Consider the following 26,374-nt stretch of genomic DNA (forward strand, 5'->3'; position numbering starts at 1 on the left):
CGGCGCCGGGTCACGGGGAGGTCTCGTTTCGACGTGCCCCCACGGCGGATGCCCGGCGGGCACGCTCGCCCGGTCGGGAGGTCAGGCGACCGGCACCGCGTGCAGGCCTCGCAGGACCGCCTCGGAGACCGTGCCGACCTCGAGGACGGAGATGGTGTCGGGCACCGGCCCGGCGCCGAGGACACCCGGCGGGACGATGGCCCGGGTGAAGCCGAGCCGCGCCGCCTCGGCGAGACGGCGGTGCGCGCCGGTGCAGGGGCGCACCTCGCCGGCGAGCCCGACCTCGCCGAAGGCGACCGTGCCGCCCGGCAGCGGCCGGTCGGTGATGGCACCGGCGAGCGCGAGGGTGACGGCGAGGTCGGCGGCGGGCTCGGTGAGCCGGACACCGCCGACCGTCGACAGGTAGGCGTCACTCCCCCCGATCGGCGCCTCCGCCCGCTTGTCGAGCACGGCGAGCACCATGTTGACGCGGGCGGTGTCGAGGCCGCTCGTGGCGCGGCGGGGGGTGGCGAGGGTGGACCGGGTGACGAGGGCCTGCACCTCGGTGACGAGCGGGCGACGGCCCTCGAGTGTCACCGTGACGCAGGTGCCCGGGACCGCGGCGGTGCGGCCGGACAGGAAGAGCCCGCTGGGGTCGGCGAGCCCGACGATGCCGACGTCGGAGAGGTCGAAGCAGCCGACTTCGTCGGTGGGGCCGAACCGGTTCTTGACGGCCCGGACGAGCCGCAGCCGCGAGTGTCGGTCACCCTCGAACTGGACGACGACGTCGACGAGATGCTCGAGCACCCGAGGCCCAGCGATCGAGCCGTCCTTCGTGACGTGCCCGACGAGGAGGACGGCGATACCGCGGGCCTTCGCGACCTGGATGAGCGAGGCCGCGACCTCGCGGACCTGGGCGACGTTGCCGGCCGAGCCCTCGACGTCACCGCTGGAGATGGTCTGCACCGAGTCGACGACGAGCAGCTCGGGCTGCACCTGGTCGACCTGCCCCAGCACCGTGGCGAGGTCGGTCTCGCTCGCGAGGTAGAGCGTGCGGGCCATCGCCTCGATCCGCTCGGCCCGGGAACGGACCTGAGCCGAGGACTCCTCGCCGCTGACGTAGAGAACGCGACGCTCGCCGTGCTCGCCGGAGCGGGCCGCCCGCCCCGCGACGTCGAGCAGGAGCGTGGACTTGCCGATGCCGGGCTCGCCCGCGACGAGGACGACGGCCCCCGGGACGAGGCCACCGCCGAGGACGCGGTCGAACTCCGGGACGCCGGTGGGACGGGCGACCGCCCGGGTGACGTCGACCTCGCCGATGGGCACCGCGGGCCGCTCGACGGCCCCCGCCGCGGTGGTGCGGGTGGTGACGGCGCCGGCCTCGGCGACCGAGCCCCAGGCCTGACATTCGCCGCACCGGCCGACCCACTTGGCCGTCTGCCACCCGCACTCGGAGCAGCGGAAGGCCGCCTGCCCGCGGGCCCCGCGTCGTGTCGTCGTCCCAGCCATGGCGCCACCGTAGGCGTCGCCCCCGACAGCACGTCCGACCGCCGCGCGGTGGGGAGGGCCGCGGTGCGCCCGGGCTCCCCTGCCGGGCGCGCCCCCACCGGGCCCTGACGGCCGGAGGCCCCACCGACGGGCGTCGGTGGGGCCTCCGGCTGCCCAGCGGGCAGGAGCGGTTCGGTCAGGGACCGGTCGGCACCTCACGGGTCTCGGCCGGGTCCGGGGTGGCGGCCCTGCGGGACCTCGGCGACCCGTTGCCGCTCACCTCCTCGCGCAGGCCGGGGGTGCGCGCGATGTGGCCGGCCACCTCGTCGGCGAGCAGCCGCCGCTCGGCGCGCTCGAGGCGGCCGTGCTCGCGGAGCAGGGCCCGGGTCGTGGCGAACACCATGCCGATCATCACGAGACTGAACGGCAGCGCGAGGAGGATCGCCGCCGTCTGGAGGGCGCTGAGCCCACCACCGCCCGCGAGCAGCAGCGCAGCGGCCACCGCGCCCTCGAGGGTCGCCCACAGCACCCGGCTCCAGACCGGGGGCTCCGGGTTGCCGCCGCTGGCGAGCATGTCGACGACGAATGAGCCGGAGTCCGAGCTCGTGACGAAGAAGATGACGACGAGCACGATGGCGACGACGCTGAGCAGCCCGGACAGCGGGAAGCCGTCGAGCAGCTGGAACAGCGCGCCCTCGGTGTCGACGGCGCCCTCCGGCCCGATGAGGCCGCCCTCGCCGAAGATCTCGCGGTGGATGGCGGAGCCACCGAAGACGGCGAACCACAGGAACGTCACGAGGGTCGGCACGAGGAGGACGCCGGCGACGAACTCCCGGACGGTCCGGCCGCGGGAGATGCGGGCGATGAAGACACCGACGAAGGGTGCCCAGCTCATCCACCAGCCCCAGTAGAACGTCGTCCAGCCCGAGAGCCATGCGGTCCCGTCGGACCCCTCGAAGGAGAGGGTCTGGAACGAGAGGCGGAAGAAGTTCGACACGTAGCTGCCGACCGACGACACGAAGTCGCCGAGCAGGAAGACGGTCGGGCCCAGGATCAGCACGGCGAGCATCAGCGCGCCCGCGAGGCCCATGTTGACGTTCGAGAGGAACTTGATGCCCTTGTCGAGGCCGGTGACGACCGAGACCGTCGCCATCGCGGTGATGCCGATGACGAGCAGGACGAGCAGCCCGGTGCCGGCGGTGCCGACGGCGCCGAGGAACTCCAGCCCGGCACCGACCTGGGTCACGCCGAAGCCGAGGGAGGTCGCGACGCCGAAGACCGTGCCGACGACGGCGATGACGTCGATGGTGTCACCGAGCCACCCCTTGACCCGGTCGCCGAGCAGGGGCTCCAGGGCCCACCGGATCGACACCGGACGGCCCTTGCGGTGGATCGCGTACGCCATCGCCAGGCCGACGATGACGTAGATGCCCCACGCGTGCAGACCCCAGTGCAGGTACGTCACGTCGGTGGCGACGCGGGCCGCCTCGGCCGGGGTGTCCCCGGTGCCCGGCGGCGGCGCGGCGAAGTGGTTGAGCGGCTCGGCGACGCCCCAGAACACGAGGCCGATGCCCATCCCGGCCGCGAAGAGCATCGCGAACCAGGTCCGCAACCCGAACTCCGGCGCCTCCTCGTCGCGGCCGAGGACGATGCGACCCATCGGCGACACCGCGATCCACAGCGCGAACGCGACGAAGCCGCTGACGATGAGGATGTAGTACCAACCGAGGTCACCGACGACGGTGCCGTTCAAGGTGGAGAAGAGGTCGCCCATCGCGCCCGGCGCGGCGAGCGCGAGGACGACGAACGTGACGATGATGCCGAGCGCGGGCCAGAAGACCCGGGGGCAGGTGACGCGCCGGCCGCTGCGTGCCGGGGCGGGCGGCAGGTCCGCGTCGGTGACGCTGGACTCGGGGTGGTCTGAGACGGACACGTTCATGCTCCTCTGTGAGGGGGCGGTTGGGACGTCGCTCAGCCTTCGACCGTAACCGCCCTCGGCGTGTCGCGCCAGCCCCCGCGCCCCGCGAGCGCCTCAACGCGGCCCAGGTCGTAAGGAATTCCCCCGTGACACAGGCGCGTCCGGGACTGAGTCACAAGAGCGTCACGAAGCCACGCTCGCGGGGAAGGACCCCCCGTGCGGTCCGATGAGTCGGACGAGCGCGCGCCTGCGGCTCAGCCTGTTCGCGCCGGATCTACGCATGACGGGGACACACGAGGGCCCCGGACCGTGACGGTCCGGGGCCCTCGTGGTGGCTGCGTCAGCCGGCGACGACGTCGAGGGCGACGGTGGCCTGGACCTCCGGGTGGAGGCGGACGAGCGCGGTGTGCGAGCCGGTCGAGCGGATCGGGGTGGGGACCTCGATCTTGCGACGGTCGAGCTCGGGGCCGCCGCCGTCCTTGACGGCCGCGGCGATGTCGGCGGTCGAGACGGCGCCGAAGAGGCGACCGCTGCTGCCGGCGTGCGCCGTGACCTTGACCGGGGAGGACTCGAGGTTGCCCTTGATGGACTGCGCTTCCTCGAGCGTCTTCACGGCGCGGGTCTCACGACCCTTGGCGATCGCGTCGACCTGCTTCTGGCCGCCCTTGGTCCACTGCGTCGCGAGGTTGCGACGGAAGAGGAAGTTGCGGGCGTAGCCGTCCTTGACGTCGACGACGTCACCGGCGGTACCGAGGCCGGTGACCTCGTGGGTGAGGATGACCTTCATCGTTCTGGCTCCTTCGGCGGGTCAGCGGGACGAGCTCGAGTACGGCAGGAGCGCCATCTCGCGAGCGTTCTTGACCGCGTTGGCGATGAGGCGCTGCTCCTGGACGGAGACGCCGGTCACGCGCCGGGCGCGGATCTTGCCACGGTCGGAGATGAACTTGCGCAGGAGCGCAACGTCCTTGTAGTCGATGTTCTCGACCTTCGCCGCCTTGAGCGGGTTGGCCTTCTTCTTCGGCTTGCGAATGGCGGGCTTGGCCATCGTGGTGCTCTCCTTCTGCCGGGGCGTCCCCGGCGGATGAGCCCTGGTCTCCCAGGGATGGTGTCTGGATCGTTCAGTGGGGTGCCGTCACGGACCGGGAGGTCGTGACGATCAGAAAGGGGGCTCGTCGTAGCTCGGCGCCTGACCCCAGCCGCCGCCGCCCTGCTGACCACCTTGGGGCTGCTGCTGCGGGGCCTGCTGGCTACCGCCCCAGCCGCCGCCCTGCTGCCCGCCACCCTGCGGGGGAGCGGAGCCGCCGGTGGCCCACGGGTCGTTCTGCTGCTGGCCGCCGCCGCCGCCGAAACCGCCGCCGCCGGAGCCGCCGCGCTCGGCCTTGGTGACCTTCGCGGAGGCGTACCGCAGCGAGGGGCCGACCTCGTCGACCTCGAGCTCGACGACGGTGCGCTTCTCGCCCTCCTTGGTCTCGTACGAGCGCGACTTCAGCCGCCCCGACACGATGACCCGGGTGCCTCGGTGGAGGGACTCGGCCACGTTCTCGGCCGCGTCACGCCAGATGGAGCAGCGCATGAAGAGGGTCTCGCCGTCCTTCCACTCGTTCGACTGACGGTCGAACTGGCGCGGAGTGGACGCGACGGTGAAGTTGGCGACCGCTGCGCCGGAGGGCGTGAAGCGGAGCTCGGGGTCGGCGGTGAGGTTGCCGATGATGGTGATGACGGTGTCGCCTGCCATGACGAGTGTCCCTTCTGGGGTAGGTCGTGGACCGGTGACTGCGGGCTCAGGCGCCGGGGCGCATGAGCTTGGTCCGCATGACCGACTCGTTGAGGCCGAGCTGACGGTCCAGCTCCTTGGCCGTGGCCGGCTCGGCGGTGAAGTTGACGACGGCGTAGATGCCCTCGGGCTTCTTCTTGATCTCGTAAGCGAGCCGGCGGCGGCCCCAGACGTCGATCGTGTCGACGGTGCCACCATCGGTCGTCACGACGCCGAGGAACTTCTCCAGCGAGGGCTGGACGGTCCGGTCGTCGAGCTCGGGGTCGAGGATGACCATGAGTTCGTACTGACGCATGCGTTAACCCGCCTCCTTCGGTCTGAGCGGTCACGGTCCTTCCGTGACAGGAGGGTATGCACTGCCGCCCACAGCGCCCCGGGCTTCGTCCACAGGGCGCACGGTGGGCAACCGCTGAAGCGTACCCGCCCGTGGCGGATCCCCCCAACTCGCGCGCGCCCACACGACCCAGCCGAGCCGGGTCACCGCGAGGACCCGTAACGCCAGCGCGGTGGCGTACCAGCCGGCCGGCAGCCCGTGCGCGGCGTCGGTCTGGGCCGAGACCCACCCGAACCAGGCCACGAGGTGAACCGCCTCGGCGCCCGCCCAGACCAGGTGATCGCGCCACGGCACCCCGGCGAGCGCGACGAACGGCACGAGCCACAGCGCCGCCGTGACGGGCGCGGACGGTGCCGTGACGAGCGCGGCGACCAGGCCGACGAGCGCGACCCCTGCGGCCGGCGGCGCGGGCCGGCGCGAGGCCAGGACGACGACGAGAGCGGCGGCGAGCAGGAGCCCGAGGACGGAGATCGCCGCGACCGGACCGGGTCCCAGCGGGTGCAGCGCGAGCTCGGGCACGTAGAGCAGCGAGCCGGGACCGGCGCCCCCGGTCCACCAGGCGCGCAGCGGCCGGACGAGGGTCCCGAGGTCGAGCGCCGCTACCGGCCCCACGACCAGGAGGGTCGTGACGGCGACCGAGGTGAGGAGCCGCCGCACGGCGCGGGGAACCTCGGCTGGCGGGACGACGGCCAGGGCGAGGACGACGAGGAGTGCCTGCGGCCCCCCGAGCAGGGCGAGACCCAGCAGGACTCCGGCGAGCTCGGGGCGGTGCCGGGACCAGGCCCACACGGCGACGACGGCCAGCGCCACCGGGACGAGGTCGGTCGAGAGGAGCACGCTGAGTGCCAGCACCGGCGACAGCGCGAGCGCCACCGGGTCGGCATCGGGCGCCCCCCGGACGGTGCCGACGACCACGACGAGCCCGGCGAGGATGACCGCGGCGAGCACGGTCCACAGGACGAGGACCCAGCGCTGCTCGCCGATGCCGGCGCCGGGGGCCAGGGTTGCGAGTCCCGTCGCCACGACCCCGCGCAGGACCGGCAGGTCGAGGGGCGCCGCACCGGTGAGGTAGGCCCACACCCCGCGGCCGGCGTCGTCCTCGACGAGCGAGGCGAGCAGCGGCGACGCGCACTGCCGCCACACGGGCGCGCGGCCCTCCCAGCCGTGGTCGGCGCAGGAGGCCTGGCGCAGCGCTGCGACGACCAGCGGCAGGCCGAGGAGCAGCACGACCGGCGCTAACCGACCCAGGCCGGTCGCCCGGCTGCGCGCCCGGGCGCCCCGCGGCCCCCCGAGGGCCGTCAGCAGACCCTCGGGGAGCCGCACCCGGGGTCCGGGGGACGCGAGCACGGTGAAGGCGTGCGGCTCAGTCGGGCGGCGGCGACCCGGCGGCCGACGGGCTCCCGCTCGACGACGGCTTGGGCGACCGGCTGGGACCGGGCAGTGTGATCGTCGAGGAGGGGGACTCGGTCGGGCTCGGCGGGGCGCTGGTCGTCGGCGGGGCGCTCGTCGTGGTCGGCGGGGCGCTCGTCGTCGACGGCGGGGCCGAGGACGTGGGCGGCGCGGTGGTCGACGGCGGCGCGGCGTCCTCGTTGATGAACGCAGGCTCCGGGAACTCCTGCACCTCGGTGCCCTCGAGCGCCGCCTTCATGTACGCCGTCCAGATCCGGACCGGGAACGTGCCGCCGGTGATGCTGCCGGCGGTCTCGAGGTCCGTCATGGCCAGCTCGTCGCCGGTCTCGGGGTCGGAGCGGTACATCCCGACGGCGGTCGCCAACTGCGGCACGTACCCGTCGAACCAGGCGGACCGGAAGTTCTCGGAGGTGCCGGTCTTGCCCGCGGCGGGCCGGTCGAGGTTCTCGCCGACGTAGCGCGCCGTCCCGCCGTTGACGGGCTCCTGCATCGCGTCGATGACGTCGCTCATGAGGTCCTCGTCGAAGACCCGCTTGGTCGTCGGCTCGGCCGTGATCGTCGGCAGGCCCTCGTCGAGGAACTTGACCTCCTTGACGAGGTACGGGTCGGAGCGGACACCCTGCGCGGCGATCGTCGCGTAGGCGTTGGCCATGTCCATGACCGTCACGTAGTCGGTGCCGAGCACGTCGGCGACGACGGGCTCGAGCTTGGAGCGGATGCCCGCGTCCTCGGCCGCCTTCATCGTGTTCTCGGCCCCGACGTCGATGTTGACCCTCGCGTAGACGGTGTTCACGGAGTGACCCGTCGCGGTGAGCATGTCGATGTTGCCGAACTGCTCGTCCCCGAAGTTCTTGACCCGGCCCTGCTTCAGCTCGGGGGTCAGCCCGTTGGGGTCGGCGAACTCCTCGAAGAACTGGGGGCTCGCGCCGTTGTACCGGGTCTTGGTGCTCACGTCACCGGACTGCAGGGCGGCGATGAGGGTGAAGATCTTGAACGTCGAGCCCGCCTGCATCTTCGCCTGGGTGGCGTCGTTGAGCGGGCGCTCGGCGAAGTCGTCGCCGCCGTAGAGGGCGACGACCGCGCCGTCCCCGGGGAGGATCGAGACGAGGCCGGCGTGGATCTCGGGCTCGTCCTGCGGGCGCTCCTCGCGGACGGCGATGTTCGCGTCGTACTGCTTGTCCTTGTCGATGGTGGACACCACCCGCAGGCCACCGCGCTGGATGTCGGAGTCGGTGAGCTGGTGCTTGCTCACGAGCTCCTGCTTCACGAGGTCGACGATGTACCCGTTGGTCCCGCCCAGCGCGCGCGGCTTGTAGGCGCGGGGCTCCACGAAGGTCGCGTCGGCGCGCTCCGCGGAGGACAGCCAGCCCTGGTCCACCATCGCGTCGAGGATGTAGGCGCTGCGGCTCTCGGCGTTCTTCAGCTGCTCGTCGCCGAGCTGCGGGTCGTAGAGCGACGGACCGCGGATCACCGACGCCAGCAGGGCGGACTCGGCGGCGGTGAGGTCCTTCGCGGACTTGTCGAAGTACGCCTTCGACGCGGTCTCGATCCCGTAGGCACCGCGGCCGTAGTAGATCGTGTTGAGGTAGTTCTCGAGGATCTCGTCCTTGGACTGCTGCTTGTCGATCTTCAGCGAGATGAGGATCTCGCGGGCCTTGCGGGTGATCGTCCGGTCCTGGGTGAGGAAGTAGTTCTTCACGTACTGCTGGGTGATCGTCGACCCGCCCTGCGTCGCCTGCCCGCCCTTGACAGCCACCCAGACGGCCCGGGCGATGCCGGTGGGGCTGATGCCGTTGTTCTGGTAGAAGTCCCGGTCCTCGGCCGCGAGGATCGCGTGCTGCATGTGCTCGGAGATCTCCGACAGCGGCACCGACTCGCGGTTCCCGCCGTCGTCCGAGAGCCGGGCCAGCTCGGTCTTGCCGTCGCTGTAGTAGACGATGCTCGCCTGGGCCCGCACCATCTGGTTCGGCGCCGGGATGTCGGTCATCGCGTAGGCGATGCCGACCCCGATGAGGCCGAGGACGAACGCCACCAGCGCGCCCCAGAGCCCGCGTCTCGCCCACACCCGCCGCCGCGACGGTCGGGACGCGGCACCGCGCGCCGCAGGACGGGTCCGGGACGCACCGGCTCCTGCGGTCGATCGGCTGCCGCGGGCCTTCTTGGCCTCGGCACGGTTACGTGGCTGTCGCTCGCTCATGGGCCTTCGGGGGATCGGGGCACGAGAAAAGGGGCGCTGACCACGCCCACTGCCCGAGTATGACGGGCGTTCCTGGGAAATCCCGCATTGAGCGACCGGGCTCCTCGGCGCCCACAGGTTGGTGCCGATGTATCGCACCGATATATCCGTGCTAACGTCGAGGTGACAAGGTCCGAGTTTGTCACCCGGACGAACCGCGTACGAGAGGAGCCCGCTGTGGTCAGCCGCCGCTCCCAGCTCCTGGAGTTCGCCGTTCTCGGGCTCCTCCACGAGGGGCCCACCCACGGGTACGACCTGCGCCGCCGCCTCAACACGGCACTGGGGCCGTTCCGTGCCCTGTCCTACGGGACGCTCTACCCGGCGCTGAAGTCGCTGCTCGGCCGCGGGCTCATCGCCGAGGCGGCCGACCCCGTCCACTCCGGCAAGCGGCCGCGCGTCGTCTACGAGCTGACCGCCACCGGCAAGGAGCACTTCGCCGACCTCGTGGCCCGCACCGACGCCACCGCCTACGAGGACGACGGCTTCGACGTGCGGTTCGCCTTCTTCGCGCGGACCGAGCACGATGTGCGGCTGCGCATCCTCGAAGGCCGCCGCTCCCGCCTCGAGGAGAACCTCGAGCGGGTCCGCGAGCAGTCCGTCCGGGGCCGCGAGCGGCTCGATGCCTACACCTCGGCCCTGCAGCAGCACGGCGAGGAGACTGCCGAGCGCGAGGTCCGGTGGCTCACCGAGCTCATCGACACCGAGCGCCGTCACCCCACCGACCCCGGCCCCCAGCCGTAGGTGCTCCGCCGCTCGGCCCCCCGACGTCGGCACCTCCCCCGTCCCCGTCCCCCGTCCACCCCCGCAGCACTTCCGTAGGAGAAAGTCATGGGTTCCATCCGAGTCGCCGTCGTCGGCGTCGGCAACTGCGCGTCCTCGCTCGTCCAGGGCGTCCACTACTACCGGGACGCTGACCCGTCCGCGACCGTGCCCGGCCTCATGCACGTCCGCTTCGGTGACTACCACGTCAGCGACGTCGAGTTCGTCGCCGCCTTCGACGTCGACGACAAGAAGGTCGGCAAGGACCTCGCCGAGGCCATCGACGCCTCCGAGAACAACACGATCAAGATCGCGGACGTCCCCACGACCGGCGTCACCGTGCAGCGCGGCCACACCCTCGACGGCCTCGGCAAGTACTACCGCCAGACCATCGACGAGTCCGGCGCCGAGCCGGTCGACATCGTCGCCGCGCTCAAGGACGCCGAGGTCGACGTCCTGGTCTCCTACCTCCCGGTGGGGTCGGAGCAGGCCGACAAGTTCTACGCCCAGTGCGCCATCGACGCCGGCGTGGCCTTCGTCAACGCCCTCCCCGTCTTCATCGCCTCCGACCCGGAGTGGGCCGCCAAGTTCGAGGCCGCCGGCGTCCCCGTCATCGGCGACGACATCAAGAGCCAGGTCGGCGCGACCATCACGCACCGGGTCATGGCCAAGCTCTTCGAGGACCGCGGCGTGCAGCTGGACCGCACGTACCAGCTCAACGTCGGCGGCAACATGGACTTCAAGAACATGCTCGAGCGCGAGCGCCTCGAGTCCAAGAAGATCTCGAAGACCCAGGCCGTCACGTCCAACCTCACCGGCTCGCTCGCCGGCAAGACCGAGGACCGCAACGTCCACATCGGCCCGTCGGACTACGTCGCGTGGCTCGACGACCGCAAGTGGGCCTACGTCCGCCTCGAGGGTCGCGCGTTCGGAGACGTGCCGCTGAACCTCGAGTACAAGCTCGAGGTCTGGGACTCCCCCAACTCGGCCGGCATCATCATCGACGCCATCCGCGCGGCGAAGATCGCCAAGGACCGCGGGGTCGGCGGCGCGCTGCTGTCGGCGTCCTCCTACCTCATGAAGTCCCCGCCGGAGCAGCGCCCCGACGACCTCGGCCGCGCGCGGCTCGAGGCGTTCATCGCGGGCGACGAGGAGCGCTGACGCGTCGTCACCCCGCAGTGACGGTCGTCATCGCGACCGGTACCGCGTAGCACGCACGGTGGAGCGGGCGGCATCCCACGCAGGGGTGCCGCCCGCTCCGTCGTGTCAGGGGCCCCCGGACGTTCGTGTACCCACCTCGACCAGTAGGTCACGCCGCGTTCGGGGCGGGGCGTACCTGACGTGACCTATTGGTCGATGTGCGGACGGCGGGTGCGTACCTGGCGTGACCTATTGGTCGATGGGGGGACGGGGACGGTCAGGCGGGGGACGGGACCTGCCGGCGGCGCCACCGGCGGGCGGCGGGCGCGGTGCGCTCCCGCGCGACGAGGAGCGGCCGTGGGTCGGCGTCCGAGCGCAGCCGGGTCCACCGGCCGACCCGCGAGCGCAGCGTCGAGCGGGCCGCCTCGGCCCGAGCGTGCAGCGCCGCGCTCGTCGCGGGGTCGCCGTCACCGGGACCGAACACGACCGCGTCGATCGCGACAGCGACCGAGACCACGGAGACCACACCCTCGGGCGGCCGGGCGAACCGGCCGACCTCACCCGGGGCGGCCGTGCCGGTGATCGCCTCGACGACGGCCCCGTCGACCGCCCACGCCTGCTCCCGACGTGTCATGCCTCGCGGCACGGCGACACCGAGCGAGCGGGTCTCGGCGACCAGGTCCCGCCACACCCATGCGGCCCGCTCCGGTACCGGCCCGTGCGACGCGTGGCGCCGGCGCCGGCGCGCCTTGAGCCACCGCAGCACCAGGACGTACAGCGCCGCGAGGAGCAGCGGGACGAGCACCGCGAACACGAGGATCTTGAGCCACAGCGGCCAGGCCGCGACGTCGAACGGGCTCTTCTTGCGCTTCGTGACGTCGGTGGCGTTCTGCGCCTGGTCCGGGCCCTGGAGCACCGACGGCGGGCTGACCCCGGCCGGGGGCGGCACCTGGGCGCCCACCTGCTGCTCCTCGGTGCGCAGCTGCTGCTCGCTCGGGGTCTTGTCGCGGCTCGGCACGAACGTGTCCCAGCCGAGCGGGAACCACGAGCCGTCGCCGAGGCGGACCTCGACCCAGGCGTGCACGTCCTTGCCGCGCACCTCGCCGCCCGCCTCCGGCACGGCCCCCATGACGACGCGGGACGGGATGCCGAGGCGCTGCCCGACGAGCGCGAGCGTGGCCGCGTACTGCTCGTCGTTGCCCGCCAGCTTGCTCGACCCGACGAACCGGGTGAGCCGCGACATGGCGTGCCCGGGCAGGTACACCTTCTCGAAGCTGTTGGGGGTGCCGCCGTCGGTGTACGTGCCCTCGGTGCGCATCGCGGTCGCGAACGCCCGCAGCTTGGCCCAGGAACCGCCCTCGGCGCGGCTCGTCCAGGCATCGATCCGCGAGTCGAGGAAGTCGACGTCGACGCCGGCCGAGGCGCCCGAGGCGACGTCGAGGTCCTCGGGCAGCTCGGCGGCGGGCGCGGCCGGCACGAGGGCGCTCATCCGGTAGGTCTCCCCCCCGACGAGCCCGGCGGGGACGAGCGCGGTGGCGGTGTCGGTGTTGAGCCAGAGGGCGCCGGCGAGGTCGTCGGCCCGCGGCCCGTCGAACTCGATGCGCGTCGGCGCGCCCACCGTCGGCAGCCAGGTGCCCCGGTACCCGCCGTCGGGCACCGCGACCTCGACCTCGACCGGGGTGCCCCGGCCGGACGCGGCGATCCGGGAGCCCACCTGCTGGAAGGGCACCCCGTCGGCGCTCCGGTCGGCGGCGCCCCAGACGAGCCCGTCGTACCGGTCGAGCGTCGCGAAGCGGACGACCTGACCCTGCGGCAGGCCGCGGACCCGGAGCACGACCTCGTCGTACAGGTCGGCCTCGTTCGGCTCGGTGTACTGCCGGTAGCCGGGCAGCGGGCTCGGGAACTGCGACACGTCGAACGGGGGCACGAGCGCGGTCCGCACGACCTCCCGCCGCTCGGCCGCGGCGTACCCGGGCAGGAGGGGGCCGGCGAAGAACCCGCCGAGGAGCGCGACGACCGCCAGGCCGGCGCCGGTGAGGACCCGGGCGCGGGCACCGGCCCCGTTCTGGATCGGCGCCCGGGTCCGGTGCGACCGGACGACGAGCCAGCCGACGAGCACCGCGGCGAACCCGACCCCCTGGACCAGCACGGCGGCCGGCTCCAGGGTGCCGAGGGCGATGGAGGCCGCGAGCAGGCCGAGCGGGGCGAGCGCGCTGAGCGGCACACTCGCCCACCGCCGGGCCACGCCCAGGGTCAGCGCACCCCCGAGCAGGCCGGCGAGCCACGGCAGCGCCAGGACCGGGCCGCGCGCGTCGACCGGCGGCAGCAGGGTGAGCCACTGCTTCCACCCGGTGACCGCCCACGTCGCGAGATCGGCGAACGTCTGCGGCGTCGGGACGACACCGGCGACCAGGGAGTCACGAACCGCCAGCGGCCCACCGAGCAGCAGGTACCCGGCGACCAGGACGAGGAACGTCGTGAGCGCCATCCACCGGAACGCGGCAGCCAGGTGCCCGACGGCCAGCCCGAGGACGAGCCCGGCCCACGCGGCCACGACCCACTCGACGCCGAGGAACCCGGTGCGCAGCCCGAGCAGGGCGATGCTCACGAGGACCGCGGCGAACGCGAGGTCGACGAGCGCGTCCCGGTCGGGCACGGCCCGGCGCAGCACGCTGGGCGCGCCGGGGTCGCGGGGCGCCCGCCGGGCACCCCCGCGCAGCGCGGTCGCGAGGCTCGGCGGGGCCTGCGCCGCCGGCCCGCCGGCGGGCCCGCTCATGCCAGCGCCCCGGAGAACAGGACGCGCCGCACGTCGGTGAGCTCGCGGACGTGGAGGATGACGATGGAGCCCAGGCGCCGCACCCCCACCGGCACGTCGGCGTCGACGACGAGCGCGACGCGCACCACCTCGGGCTCGAACTGGTCCAGGGTGCGCTGCACCTGGATGAACGGCCGGTCGACGCCGGTGACGAGCACCGCGACGCTCGCGTCCGGGGCGAGCCCGGCGGCCTGCCCGACCGAGGCGTACAGGTCGAGCGGCCCGACGTCGGCACGCGCGAGCGCGTCGAGGGTGAGCGGGGCGGTGGTGCGGGACGCGGTCTCGCCGTGGCAGACGACCGTGGTGTCCTGCTCGTCGAGGATCGAGCGCAGGGCAAGCGACGCCGCGCAGGAGATGGCCACCTCGACGTCGTCCTCGCCGCCGGTGTAGACCTCCGGGCTCGTGTCGACGACCACCGCGAGGTGGGACCGGCGGGTGTCGAGGAACTGGCGCACGAGGAGGCGGTCGTGCTTGGCGGAGGAGCGCCAGTGGATGTAGCGACGGTCGTCGCCGGGCTGGTACTCGCGCAGTGCGTGGAACGCGAGGTCGGACATCGACAGATCCGGCGTCACCTGGCCCTCGAGGTCGCGCAGCAGGCCGGCGCCGAGGCTCTCGAGCGAGATGGTGCGGGGGTGCACGACGAGCTCGGTGCGCTCGGTCCAAGCGACGGTGCGTCGGACGAGCCCGAGGGGGTCGCCGTGCACGGTCGTCGCGGGCCCGACGGGGACGACGCCGCGGGCGCCGGTCGGTACGACGAACAGCTCCTCGTGGGTGCGGCCCGCACCGAGCGACGGGAGCGTGAACCGCGCTGCGGTCCGCCCGACGGGCAGCTCGAGGAGCAGCGGCATCGTCCCGCGCGCCGACTCGTTCCGCACCGTCACCCGGCCGGTCGCGGGGTCCCCCACGGTGACCCGGCTCGGCTCGACCTCGGCCCGGATCCGCAGCTTCGCCCGGCCGACGGCGAGCAGGACGCACGCGAGGACGAGGACGAGGCAGGTGGCGGCCACCATCGACAGCTCGAGCCAGGCGTACCGGGCGGTCATCCACCACGCGAGGAGCCCGACGGCCAGCACCGTCCAGCCGAGCGGGGACACCCAGCGCAGGATGTCGAGCACCGGGCGCCACACCGGTCGGGTCTGCTGCGCGAGAGGGCGGATCCGGCTGCCGGTGAGGACGAGGATGCGGGCCCCGGTGTCGGTGAGCGCGGTCGGCACCTGGACCCGCGGCAGCGTGATGGTGCGGGTCTCGCCGTCGGCCCTGCTGCGGCGACGCGGGGGCTGCCCGGGGGCCCCAGCGGCGACGGGGCGCGCGGCAGGCGCCTCCGCCCGCGGGGCGGGGGGAGGGGTCAGGCCGGAGCGACGGACGGTCGACTCGGCCTCGTCGGGCGGACCCACCGTGCTCATGCCGGGACGCGCTCCGTGGGGGGCGACACCTCGGCGAGGATCTGGTCGATGACCTGCGGGGTGGTGATGCCCGCGAACTGCGCCTCGGCGGTGACGAGCAGCCGATGGTTGAGCACCGGCTGGGCGAGCAGCTTGATGTCGTCGGGGACCACGTGGTCCCGGCCCTGGCTGATGGCCCAGGTCTTCGCGCAGCGGACGAACGCGAGGCACCCGCGCACCGACAGCCCGAGCCGGACGCTCACGTGCCGCCGGGTCTCCTCGGCCAGCCGGGAGACGTAGTCGAGGATCGCGGTGTCGACGTGCACCTCGTCGGCGAGCTCGGCCATGTCCGACACGACCTGGGAGGTGACGACCGGCTCGAGCCCGCGGGTCCGGTCGCGCACCTTCGCGTCGCGCAGCACCCGCACGGTCGCCTCGTGGTCGGGGTAGCCGAGCGTCGTCTTCATGAGGAACCGGTCGAGCTGGGCCTCGGGCAGCCGGTACGTGCCCGCCTGCTCGATGGGGTTCTGGGTCGCGATGACCATGAACGGCTCGCCGACGCTGTGCCGGGTGCGGTCGACGGTGACGTGCCCCTCCTCCATCACCTCCAGCAGCGCCGACTGGGTCTTCGGCGAGGCGCGGTTGATCTCGTCGGCGAGGACGATGGTCGCGAAGATCGGGCCCTGGTGGAACTCGAACTGCTTGGTGTTCGGGTCGTAGATCGTCACCCCGGTGACGTCGCTCGGCAGCAGGTCGGGCGTGAACTGGATGCGCGAGTTCGAGCCCTTGACCGTGCCGGCCATCGCCCGCGCGAGCTGGGTCTTGCCCGTGCCCGGGAAGTCCTCGAGGAGCAGGTGCCCCTCGGACAGCATGCACGTCAGGGCGAGGCGGATGACGTGCTCCTTGCCGAGCACCGCCTTGTCGACGTTGGCGACCATGGCGGTGAAGGTCTGGGCGAACCAGGCGGCCTGGTCGGTCGTGACGGTCATGCGAGAGGTGTCCTTCCGTGGGGCTGATGGGCGGGGGCTAGCCCCAGTTGGTGCTGCCGGAGTGCGACCCCGACCCGTTGAAGAGGCGGACGGTGACGGTGCCGACGTTGTTGCCGTACAGGCACCGGCCCGGCCAGGTGTAGCCGTTGCCGCCCGGCCCGACGGTGAGCTTGGAGCTCGAGACGAACCCGCCGGCGTTCGTGCTGCGACACTCGACGCTCCACACCGACCCGCCGGGGAAGTCGCGGATGTCGAAGAGCACCTCGGGGCAGCCCGGGCTGTAGCTGCACGAGCCTTGGCCGTTGGGGTCGACGTAGCGCTGCTGGCTCTTGCGGACGTTGTAGACCTCCGGGGGCGGGTTGGGCACGGTGACGCTGCGGTACGCCGTCCAGCCCGACCAGCCCGCGGCCGAGTGCGCCCGCACCCGCAGCTGGTAGGTGCCGGGGCCGCGGTTGATCGACTCGGAGGTCTTGTTGCCGCCGAAGGTGCCGTTGACCGCGCCGTCGAGCTGGACCTGGTCGACGTTGCGGCCGTTCTCGGGCAGGTTCCACGTCCACGTCACGGTGTCGCCGTTGCGCGACCCGGTGAATGCGGTCGGGGTCAGGGTGTCGCCGTACGGGGTCGCGCCGTCGCTGACCCGGTTGGACTCGTTGCCGCCGGAGTTGACCGTCCACACGGTGACCGTCCGCGGGGTCGTCGGGCTCGTCTGGAACGGCCCCACGGTGAAGGTGACCTGCGACCCGGCGGCGCACCCGCACGTGTGCGTCCCGTTCTGGCCGTCGCTGGCGCGCCACCGGACGGCGGTGAAGCTGCCGGCCCGCGGCTGCCCGACCGAGACCGTCACCTCGATGCGCTTGTTGCTCGCCGGCGTCGTCGCGCGCACCGTCGGCGTCGACGGGATGCCGTTGGAGGTGAACGAGGACGAGTTGCTGCGCGGCGACTCCAGCCCGGCACCGTTGGTGAGCGTCGCGGTGTACCGGTAGGTGCGCCCGTCGTACGGGATGACGACCTTGGCGCTGCGCACGTCGGGCGCGGTGTCGGTGACCTTGGTCCAGGCCCCCGAGTCCACCGACTGGTAGAGGGTGTACCTCGTCGTCGGCGGGCCGTTGGGCGTGCCCTGCTCCCAGGTGACGGTGAGCGTGGCCGAGTCCTGCGCCGGGCCCGGCCCGCTGGCGGCGATGCCGGGGGCGGCGAGCGCGGGCGGGGTGCCGGCCGACTGCATCGTGACGGCCGGGCCGAACGGCCCCGCGCCCAGCTCGTTCCAGGCCTGGACCTGCACGTCCTGCTCGGCCATGTTGTCGAGGCCGGTCACCGTCGCCTGCCGGGTCGGCGCGGCGACGTCCTGGGTCTTGGTCTGCCCGGTGCTCGAGATGAGCCGCACGACGTACTTGCGCAGCGCGCTGCCCTCGTTGACCGGCTCCTCCCAGACGATGGTGAGCGAGCCGTCGCCGCGGGAGACCATGCGCACACCGGTGACCTGCTCGGGCAGCCGGTCCGGGCGCACCGCCGGTGTCGGCGCCGAGGGCTCACCCTCGCCGACGCCGTTGACCGCCGCGACGGTGAAGCGGTAGTCCTGCCCGTTCGTCAGGCCGGTGACGGTGCACGGGGACGCCGTGCACGTCGTGCTGCCCGACGAGCCCCCCGTCCAGCGGACGACGTAGGAGGTGACGACCGACCCGCCGTCGTACGCGGGGGGCAGCCAGGACACCCGAGCCTGGCCGCCCGAGTCGCGGTCCGCGACCGCGGCCACCTGCCGGGGGACCGACGGGCGGCCGAGCATCGTGACGGTGATCCGGCCCGGGGCCTGCCGGCCGGGGCCGTCACTGACGACGATGCCCACCTGGGCGGTCTGGGACGGCTCGGTCCCCACGGCGAGCGTCACCGAGCAGCCCGACGCCGACGCCGTGAGGCCGGAGCCGGACTCGACGGCGGCGGAGGTGACGGTGCAGCGCGGCTCGGGCAGGGGCGAGTCGAGGTACGGGCGGATGTCGACGGTGCGCGACTGCCCCTCCTCGAGCCCCGACACGTCGATGGGCCGCACGCTCGCCGGCGGCAGCGGGCTGTCGTCGTCCCCCGTGGCGTCCGCGGCGCGGCCGACGACCCGCACGGCGATCGTCGACGGCTCGTCGAGGCCGGGCGAGGTGACCGAGAGCGACCCCTGGGAGGTGGAGGCGTCGGGGCCGGCCCGCAGCGTCAGGGTGCGGTTGCCGGGCCCGTCGACGGTGAGGTCGACGTCCGGCTCCTCCTGCCACCGGGTCTCGAACTGCACGTCGTCCAGGGTCATCCCGACGGGCAGCCAGGCGTGACAGAAGGTCGGGATGTCGACGACGCGCTCGAGCCCGCCGGCGGTGACGGTGACCGCGCCGTCGGGGCAGCGCAGGAGCGGGACCTTCGGGCCGATCTGCACCGGGACCGACACGTACGCCGTGCCGTAGTCGGTCTGGTCGACCGCGTCCTGGTCGGTGACCTCGAGCATGACCGCGGCCGGGCCGACGTACCCGTTCGAGGAGGTCAGCTCCAGGGTCCGCTGGTCGGTGAGCGACACCGACAGGTGCTCGGCGGGTGAGGCCGACAGCGTCTCGGCGGTCGTGACCGACACGACCCGGCCCCGCGGGGACCTGACGTAGTCGTTGACCGGGACCGTCCTCGTCGAGTCCGGGTCCATCTCGACGAGCGAGCCGGCGACGACGAACGGCTGGCCGTTGGCGCCCGTGGGGACGTGGATCAGCGCCATCGCCTGGGCGCCGTCCTCGTCCTCGATGACGTACGGCACCGAGTGCGGGTGGTCGAGGATCTGCACCCGGACCTGGTTCGTCGCGGGGTCGTAGGCGGCGTCCGGGGACAGGACCTCGACGATCCGCAGGGTCTCGGGGTCGGAGTCGACGTCGGTGTCGTTGGCGAGCGCGTCGACGAGGGTGCCGGTCTCCCCCGGCTTGGGCGCCGCGACGTCGTCGTTGGCGACCGGAGGGTTGACGTAGCCCGGCACCGGACGGACCAGGATGCTGGCCCGCGAGGGGTCGAAGAGGCCGTCGCTGATGCCGTAGACCAGCTGGTGCAGCGCGGTGACGTCCTCGGGGACCTTCGTCGTCACGGTGTGGTCCTCGTCGACCGGCCACCGCTCCAGGGTGGCGGCGTCGTTGAGCGACTCGGTGTCGACCTCGACGACATCGCCGCGGGCGATGAGGTCGTTGACGAGGGGCCGGATCGTCACGGTCTTGCCCGGGGCGGCGAACACCTCGTCGGGCACCGCCACCGGCGGCTGGGCGTCGCCGGGCTGGACGACCCCGACCCGCACGAACGCACGGCTCGTCGCGCCGAAGCGGTCGTTGACCTCGTAGGTGATGACCTCGGTCCCCGCCGCGAGCGGGTAGGCCTCGTAGCGGATCGTCGTCGGCCCGATCGCGACGACCCGGCCGAAGGTGAGGTCGACGGGCCCGCCGTCGGCCCCCACCACCCCGGCGACCGAGACCGAGTCGCCGTCGGGGTCGACGCCGAAGGTCGGGATCGTCATCGTGATGGGATCGCCGGCGGTGACGGTGGCGGTGAAGGTGCGGGCCACGGGCGACTGGTTGATGCGCTGCGCGGTGGGCAGCGGGGTGACCTGCACCCGGACCCGGGCGGACTGCGCGCGCTCCTTGCTGCCCTCGGCGTACGCCGCGTACTCGATGGTGACGAACGACGACGCCGTGAGGCCCCGGGCCTCCGGCACGTAGCGGACGACGTTGCCGGAGGCGAAGGCCCGTTGCGCGCGACCCTTGCTCACGACCTTGACGCTGGCGGGGTCGAGCCGCAGCGGGATGCCGTCGGCCATCGTGTCGTTGTCGAGCACCGGGATCGAGACGGTGTCGCCCTCCCGGACGGTGGCCTCGTCGTCGACGACGATGGGCAGCGCGTCGGTGAGGGCACCCTGCTGCAGCACCGACACCTGGCCGGTGACGCGCTGCGTCCCGTCGCTCACCGTGTAGCGCACGACACCGCGCCGGCCCTGCTCGCCTGCCGGTGCGGGCTCACGGGCCTCGAGCCGGACCCACCGCCCCTGGTAGATCGAGGGCTGGATCCAGGAGGCGTCCTCGTCCGACTCCACCGACGCCGTCACGAGGACGTCGCCGCGCGGGGAGTAGTCATTGGCCAGCACGTCGACCATGGCGGGGGCCTGGTCGTGCAGGGTCGCGGTGTCGGGCACCGACACCGGCGGCGCCCCCTCGGGCGGGGCGACGAGGTCGACCCGGATGCGACCCGGTGCCGCGCCCGCGCCGGTGACCGCCGAGTACGACAGGTCGTAGGTGCCCGGGGTCGCCCCGGTGACCGTCACCGCGCCGGTGGCGAGGTCGGTGTCGACCTGGAGCGGGCCGACGGGACGCACCTCGCTGCGCAGCGTCAGCACCGCGTCGGGCTCGCCGGGGTCGGCCCCGGCGATGTCGTTGCCGAGCGGCTCGACCTGCAGGGGCTTGCCGACGACGCCGCGCACGGCGTCGGGCTGGGTCCGCGGGGCCACGAACTTGCTCTCGCCGTCGGTGCCGATGACCTGGGCGTTGACCGTGCCCTTCGTCGTGCCGCCACGGCCGTCCGTGACGACGTAGGCGACGGCCTGGCGGCCCACCTCGAGCGGAGCGGTGAGGGTCACCCGGCCGGCGCCGTCGATGACACTGCCCTCGCGGTCGGCCCGGGCGGCGAGGACGTCGTTCTCGGGGTCCCGCCAGTCGGCGAGCACCGGCACCGACAGGCGCTTGCCGGCGATGACGGGGTAGGCCTGCTGGGCCAGCGCCGCGCCCTGCCGCAGCCGCGGGGACCCGTTGACCTCGTCCCCGACGATGCGCACCGACACCGTCGCGGACTCCTTGGACACCGCCTTGCCGTTGTTCACCTTGTACGTGAACTGGAACTGCTGGTTCTCGGTGCCTTCGGGGACCGAGACGTCCACGGCCTGCCCGTCCGAGCTCACCGTCGCCGCCACCCCGCGCAGCGAGGGCGCGCTGACGTCGCGCTGGTCGATCGCGAGGACGGACCCGGCCACGTCGGTGTCGTTGTCGAGGACGTGCAGCTTGCTCGTGCGACCCGGGCGGACCGTCAGGGCGTCGGGCACGGCCTTCGGCGGCTGCTGGAGGCTCGCCTCGTCGAGGAGGTTCTCGTCCTTCTTCTCGTTGTCGTCGTCCTGGCGGGTCGGCGGCGTCAACGCGTCCCAGTTGTCGATCTTCGTCGGCTTGTCCTCGAGGTCCCACACCCCGCCGTTGTCGAGGTCGTTGAGGACGAGCAGCCCGCGGTTGACCCGGAAGGCGACGCCGTCCCGGGTCGGTTCCTCGCCGTCCGCCGGGAGCGTGGCCGTCGGCTGGTCGTCGACCCGGCCGCAGTTGGCGCCGTAGAAGACCCGGTTCTGCTCGGCCCACGCGGCATGGAGGCAGCCGTCGAGGACGACCGGCCGGGTGATGAGGGTCGCTCCCGGCACCCGGTTCACCTGCTCGCCGACGACGACGCCGCCCGGGGCCGCGTCACCGCCGAGCGGCACCCGCGCCGCCCGGGACGTCGACGCCACGACGACGGAGCCGGCCTCGGGCCCCGGCACCTGGAGGGCCGCGAGCCGTTCGCCGTCGACGGTGACCTGCGCGTCGGTGCCGTCCGGGCGTCCCGCCGTGTAGACCGTGTCGGTCTCGGCGTCGTAGGCGACCCAGTCGGCGCCGACCGCGGTGATGTCGGGCAGGTCGCTGCGCAGGGCCGTCTCGACGACGACCGGGGCGGCGAACCCCTGCGGCGTCGGCGCGATGGAGGTGACGGTGCCCTCCGCGCCCGAGACGACGTGGATCACCCCGTCGAGACCGACCGTCAGGGCCCCGTCGCCGCCGACCTCCGCGACCGGCTCGGCGCCGACGGCGAGGCCCGGGAAGCTGTCGGTGCCGGCCTCGGGGTCCACCCGCTCGGCGTACACCGTGCCCTTGGCCGGGTCGAGCATCGCGAGGGTGCCGCCGCGCAGGTCGACCGGTCGCGGCACGAAGCGCCCGCGGCCACCGGGAGCGGCGGGCACGGTGGCGGCCGGGTCGCCGGCGGTCGAGGTCCGCACGTCGATCGGGAGGAGCTCGCCGGTGGCGGTGCCGAGGCCGAGGACGACCGCGCCGTCCTGGAGCACGTCGAGACCGCCACCGGCTCCGGCGTCGGTGGCGACGCCGGTGTCGAGCTGGCCGATCGGGACGTTGGCCCGGGCGAACTTCGCCTGGGCGCCCGAGCTCACCCACACCCCGGCGTCGTGGAGGTCCGCCTCGTGCACGGTGGTGCCGTCACTGGCGACGGCGGCGTAGCCCAACCCGGCGGCGACGAGCACGACGGTGAGCGCGCTGGCGGTGCGCCGCCGCGCGGCGTTCCTCGCCGCGCGGACGCGCGGAGCAGCAGCCCGGCTCACGTCCCACTCCTTGCTCGTCGGTCACCCACGGGGTGATCGGCCCCCCACGTCATCGGTCCCCGCGCCCAGGGTAGGCGACGGGCCCGGCCCAGGTGCCGGGATGGGGCGGGGAGCACTCCCCGCCAGCCGGTCGCTCGCTACGGCACAGCGGGCAGGAGGACGAGGTCGGCCTCGGTGACCATCCGGGTCGAGAGCGCGTGCTCGACGAGGCGCGCCTTTCGGTTGCTCGCGAGCTTCCCCGGCCCGCCGTGCAGCCCGCGGGTGCCGGCGTCGGCCAGCTTCTGGCACACGTTGTCGAGCTTGCGGTTGAACTTCGTGACGGTCCAGCCGAGCCGGGCGGCCGCGTCCGCCGACGACGGGATGTGGCCGCCGCCCGCATAGGTCGTGCGCAGGAAGCTCTCGCAGAGCGCGAGAACGAGCAGCTTCTGGTCCGGGGTCATCGAGACCCGACCCACCGTCGTCTCGGCGGCGCCGTCCTCGGGTGCGAGCTCGGCGGCGGTCTCGACGGACACGAAGGGGGTGTCGGTGACGGCGAGGTCGAAGTCGTAGGTGGTCGGACCCGCGGTGAACCAGACCGTGAACGCCTCGAGGGCCAGGGGGATCCGCGCGCCCGGCGACAGCCAGGCCTGGAACAGCCCCTTGGTGTCGGCGACGGTCGCCGTCAGCGTGGACCCGACGTTCGTCAGCCACCACAGCCCGTGCTCGTGGTGCACCTGGAGGAACACCCGGTGCAGGTACGGGTTGTCGTCGATCTCGACGTCGGCGACCCGCCCGATCGTCAGCGGGCGGTCGTCCGGCGCGACGAACTCCTCGCCGCAGAACTCCACGGTCACGCCCATGGCGCGGTCCTTCCTCCTGGGGTCACCGGGCGGCCTCGCACCGGATCGGGGACCGGGGCGAGGTGATCCCGGACTCGCGGGACACCGTCACCTGGGCGCAGACCGTCGACCCCGGGGCGGCCCGTACCCGGTACGAGCTGTCGTCCCGCACCGTGACGACCTCGGCCCCGGCGAGCTCGGCCTCGGAGTCGCCCACCCGCAGCTGGTAGAAGTCGCCGCTCTCGGCGCCGACGTAGTTCCACGAGAACGTCACCGCACCGGCGGCGGCGCGGGCGTCGATGGCGGGCTGCTCGGGGTAGTCGACGACCCGGCTGGGCGGGGCGGTGCGGGTCACCGTCCCCTGCGCGGGCGCGGGTGGCGGTTCCTCCTCGCCCCGGCCGACCGCCCAGACGACGACCGCGACGGTGACCGCGACGAGCCCGGCGAGGACCCCGAGCACGACCCCGCCGCTGATCGTCGGCGGCTGGTCCGCCGCGTCCTCCTCGGCCGGGCCGGCGGGGGCCGGGGCCGGCGCCGCGGCGGGCAGGGCCACGGCGCGCACGCTCGTGCGGTCGGCGTCATCCGCGCCGCGGCCGGCGGGCAGCTCGCTGACGGCGGTGTTGCCCGTCTCGTCGAGCACGACCACCGGGGTGGTCGCCAGGCGCTGCTCGCGCTCGACGGCCTGGAGTCCCCGCGCCAGCTCGAGGGCGGTGCGCGGACGGGCCTCCGGGCTCTTGGCCATCGCATGGGCGAGGAGGCGCTCGAGCGAGAGGGGGACGTCGGCCCGCCCGGTCGTCGGGACCGGGGTCGCCCGGATCCGCGGCATCAGCGCGTAGGCGGAGTTGTCGCCCCCCGGCTGCTCGAACGGCGAGCGCCCCACCAGCAGGTGCCACAGCGTGGCGCCCAGCGAGTACACGTCGCTGCGGGCGTCGCCGTTGGACTGGCCGTAGAGGACCTCGGGGGCCGACCACGGGACCGAGACGCCGACGTCCTCGTCGACGTCCTCCGCGTGACCGCCGCGCCCGGCGATCCCGAAGTCGGTGAGCCCCGGCTGGCCGTACTGGCTGACGAGGACGTTCGCCGGCTTGATGTCGCGGTGGATGATGCCCGCGCGGTGCGCGGTCTCGACGGCGCTCGCGAGCTGGATCCCGGTGCGCAGGACCTCCTCGACCCCGAGGCGTTCGGCCTTGGCCCGCTGCGCGAGGTTCGGCGGCGGGTAGTACTTCATGACGAGGTACGCGCCGCCGTCCCCGGTCTGCTCGGACCGGAAGACCTGGACGATGTACGGGTGGTCGGCGAGCTGGGCCATCGTGGTGGCCTCGTCGACGAACTGGCGCCGGATCGCGGCGGTCAGCCCCTGCCGCTTCAGCACCTTGACCGCGACGTTCATCCGCGGCGACTGCTGCTCGTACAGGTACACGTCGGCGTACCCGCCCGAGCCGAGCGGGCGCACGAACTCCAGCCCGGGGATGTCCGGGGCAGAGCCATCGATCATGCGTCGACCTCGTAGGTGAGCGAGACCTCGTCGGCGAGGGTGATGACGGCCCCCGGCTCGATGCCCTGGTCCTCCGTGGGGCGCAGGCGCACGGGCTCCTCACCGGGCAAGGTGACGGTGGTCCCGTTCGTCGAGCCGAGGTCGCGCACCAGGACGTGCCAGCCCTCGAGGACCACCTCGGCGTGGTTGCGGCTGATGTCGCGGTCGACGCTGCCGACCCGGATCAGGTGCGGGCGCTGGCTCGGTGCCAGCTCCTCGTTGACCCGTGGCGCGCGCCCGAGCAGGACCCCGCGGTCGAGCGTCACGACACCGCCGGTCGAGATGCGCAGGACCCCGAGGGCCGGGCGCGGGATCGGGACGGGCTGCTGGGGCGGGATCGCGCGCCCGCAGCCGCGGCAGTGCCCGGCGTGCGGCGGTGAGTGATGGCCGGCCGGGCAGAGGACGGCCAGGACGACCGGCCGGTCGAGATCCTCGTCGTTGCGCGGCAGCGACGCCCGGGCGGTCGTGACCTCGACCGGAGCCGGCTCGGCGGGTGTCTCGGTGGCCGCCGGCTCCGGGGGCGCCGCCTCGGTGACGTCCGGCACTGCGGGCTGCTCCTCCGGAACGGGCGCGGCGGCCGGCTCGCCGTCGGGCGCTCCGGGTTCCGTGGCCGGGAGCGCGGCGGTGGCCGGAGCCGCGGGCGCCGGCGCGGCCGGGTGCGCCGCGGCACCACCCGCGCGCCGCCACGGCACGGAGTCGATGAGGGCACTGTCCGGGGCGGGGCCGGGCGGGACCCGGTCGGCCGGGCTGGCGCCGGGGCTCTCTGCGGGCGGGGGCAGGGTGAGGTCGGCCGGCGGGACGGCGGGCGTGCCCTGCTCCGGCGTCGGCGTCGGCTCCGGGACCGGCGCAGGGTCGGGGTCCGGGTCGGGCTCGGGCGCGGCCGCTGCGGGAACGGCGGCAGCAGAAGTGCCCAGACGGGCCGGGCGACGCCAGCCCCGCGCGACGACGGGCTCGGGCTCCGGGGCCGCGAGGGTGATCTCGGCCCCGGGGTCGGGGACGTCGACGTCGGCCCAGGGCTCGCGCTCCTCGGCGGCCAGGACCCGGCCGTCCTTCAGCTCGACGCGCACCACCCCCCGCAGGATGGCGCGCACGGCCGGGCCGTCGGTCGCCACGACGCCGAACGCGGGCAGGACGAGCAGCCCGCGGGAGCAGAGCAGGTCGAGGAACGGCACGAGCCCCTCGGCCGCGGCAGCCGTCAGGGCGTCGACGTGCCGCTCGGCCACCTCGACGACCGCGCTGATGCCGGGCCCGCTGATCTCGACGAAGCCGTCGGGCACCGACGTACGGACCGCGGTCACAGGGGCTCCTCACGGGCTCGAACGGGCGGGGGCGAAACAGCCATCAGCGTAATGGGGTGGGCGTCTCGGGTTCCGGGAGTCGGCGAACCCGTCGCCGTCATACGGTGTCCGC

General features: G+C 73.6%; 17 protein-coding genes. 2 read left to right on the forward strand and 15 right to left on the reverse strand.

Features of this window, described 5'->3' with window-relative positions; genetic code table 11:
• Positions 1-81: 81 nt before the first annotated feature.
• The 8 genes from radA to Q0963_RS08040 form a co-directional block, all read right to left on the reverse strand.
• Complete coding sequence (gene radA, locus Q0963_RS08005; RefSeq protein ID WP_299444886.1) at positions 82-1,488, reverse strand: DNA repair protein RadA; 1,407 nt, start codon at positions 1,486-1,488, stop codon at positions 82-84.
• A gap of 175 nt (positions 1,489-1,663) precedes the next feature.
• Complete coding sequence (locus Q0963_RS08010; protein WP_299444887.1) at positions 1,664-3,400, reverse strand: BCCT family transporter; 1,737 nt, start codon at positions 3,398-3,400, stop codon at positions 1,664-1,666.
• A 325-nt stretch (positions 3,401-3,725) separates the two neighbouring features.
• On the reverse strand, positions 3,726-4,172 hold the full coding sequence (rplI, locus tag Q0963_RS08015; RefSeq protein WP_299444888.1) for a 50S ribosomal protein L9: 447 nt from the start codon (positions 4,170-4,172) through the stop codon (positions 3,726-3,728).
• A 21-nt stretch (positions 4,173-4,193) separates the two neighbouring features.
• Complete coding sequence (rpsR, locus tag Q0963_RS08020; RefSeq protein WP_030526145.1) at positions 4,194-4,430, reverse strand: 30S ribosomal protein S18; 237 nt, start codon at positions 4,428-4,430, stop codon at positions 4,194-4,196.
• A 111-nt stretch (positions 4,431-4,541) separates the two neighbouring features.
• Positions 4,542-5,120 carry a single-stranded DNA-binding protein gene (locus tag Q0963_RS08025; protein ID WP_299444889.1) on the reverse strand — a complete coding sequence of 193 codons (579 nt, stop codon included), beginning with the start codon at positions 5,118-5,120 and terminating at the stop codon, positions 4,542-4,544.
• A gap of 46 nt (positions 5,121-5,166) precedes the next feature.
• Positions 5,167-5,454, reverse strand: a complete 288-nt coding sequence (rpsF, locus tag Q0963_RS08030; protein WP_299444890.1) for a 30S ribosomal protein S6 — start codon at positions 5,452-5,454, stop codon at positions 5,167-5,169.
• A 30-nt stretch (positions 5,455-5,484) separates the two neighbouring features.
• On the reverse strand, positions 5,485-6,720 hold the full coding sequence (locus tag Q0963_RS08035; protein ID WP_299444891.1) for a hypothetical protein: 1,236 nt from the start codon (positions 6,718-6,720) through the stop codon (positions 5,485-5,487).
• A 136-nt stretch (positions 6,721-6,856) separates the two neighbouring features.
• Positions 6,857-8,968, reverse strand: a complete 2,112-nt coding sequence (locus tag Q0963_RS08040; protein ID WP_299444892.1) for a transglycosylase domain-containing protein — start codon at positions 8,966-8,968, stop codon at positions 6,857-6,859.
• A 348-nt stretch (positions 8,969-9,316) separates the two neighbouring features.
• On the opposite strand from Q0963_RS08040, the gene Q0963_RS08045 reads away from it, so the two are divergent.
• Positions 9,317-9,880, forward strand: a complete 564-nt coding sequence (locus tag Q0963_RS08045) for a PadR family transcriptional regulator (RefSeq protein WP_299444893.1) — start codon at positions 9,317-9,319, stop codon at positions 9,878-9,880.
• 87 nt (positions 9,881-9,967) lie between these two features.
• Entirely contained in the window at positions 9,968-11,059 is a 1,092-nt protein-coding gene (locus Q0963_RS08050; protein ID WP_299444894.1) for an inositol-3-phosphate synthase, read from the forward strand.
• 256 nt (positions 11,060-11,315) lie between these two features.
• On the opposite strand, the gene Q0963_RS08055 is transcribed toward Q0963_RS08050, so the two are convergent.
• The 7 genes from Q0963_RS08055 to Q0963_RS08085 form a co-directional block, all read right to left on the reverse strand.
• Complete coding sequence (locus Q0963_RS08055) at positions 11,316-13,814, reverse strand: transglutaminase domain-containing protein (RefSeq protein WP_299444895.1); 2,499 nt, start codon at positions 13,812-13,814, stop codon at positions 11,316-11,318.
• On the reverse strand, positions 13,811-15,256 hold the full coding sequence (locus Q0963_RS08060; protein WP_299444896.1) for a DUF58 domain-containing protein: 1,446 nt from the start codon (positions 15,254-15,256) through the stop codon (positions 13,811-13,813). Before Q0963_RS08060 ends, Q0963_RS08055 begins: the two co-directional genes overlap by 4 nt.
• Positions 15,253-16,224, reverse strand: a complete 972-nt coding sequence (locus tag Q0963_RS08065) for a MoxR family ATPase (protein ID WP_299444897.1) — start codon at positions 16,222-16,224, stop codon at positions 15,253-15,255. The genes Q0963_RS08060 and Q0963_RS08065 overlap by 4 nt, the downstream gene beginning before the upstream one ends.
• Before the next feature lie 37 nt (positions 16,225-16,261).
• On the reverse strand, positions 16,262-22,612 hold the full coding sequence (locus tag Q0963_RS08070) for an Ig-like domain-containing protein (protein ID WP_299444898.1): 6,351 nt from the start codon (positions 22,610-22,612) through the stop codon (positions 16,262-16,264).
• Between the two features lie 137 nt (positions 22,613-22,749).
• Positions 22,750-23,451 (reverse strand): hypothetical protein, encoded by a 702-nt coding sequence (locus Q0963_RS08075; protein ID WP_299444899.1) that lies wholly within the window; start codon positions 23,449-23,451, stop codon positions 22,750-22,752.
• Between the two features lie 22 nt (positions 23,452-23,473).
• Positions 23,474-24,925, reverse strand: a complete 1,452-nt coding sequence (locus tag Q0963_RS08080) for a serine/threonine-protein kinase (protein WP_299444900.1) — start codon at positions 24,923-24,925, stop codon at positions 23,474-23,476.
• Positions 24,922-26,262, reverse strand: a complete 1,341-nt coding sequence (locus Q0963_RS08085) for an FHA domain-containing protein (protein ID WP_299444901.1) — start codon at positions 26,260-26,262, stop codon at positions 24,922-24,924. Before Q0963_RS08085 ends, Q0963_RS08080 begins: the two co-directional genes overlap by 4 nt.
• Between the last annotated feature and the right edge of the window lie 112 nt (positions 26,263-26,374).

Source organism: uncultured Phycicoccus sp. (genome assembly GCF_947495705.1).
Lineage (GTDB): Bacteria > Actinomycetota > Actinomycetes > Actinomycetales > Dermatophilaceae > Phycicoccus.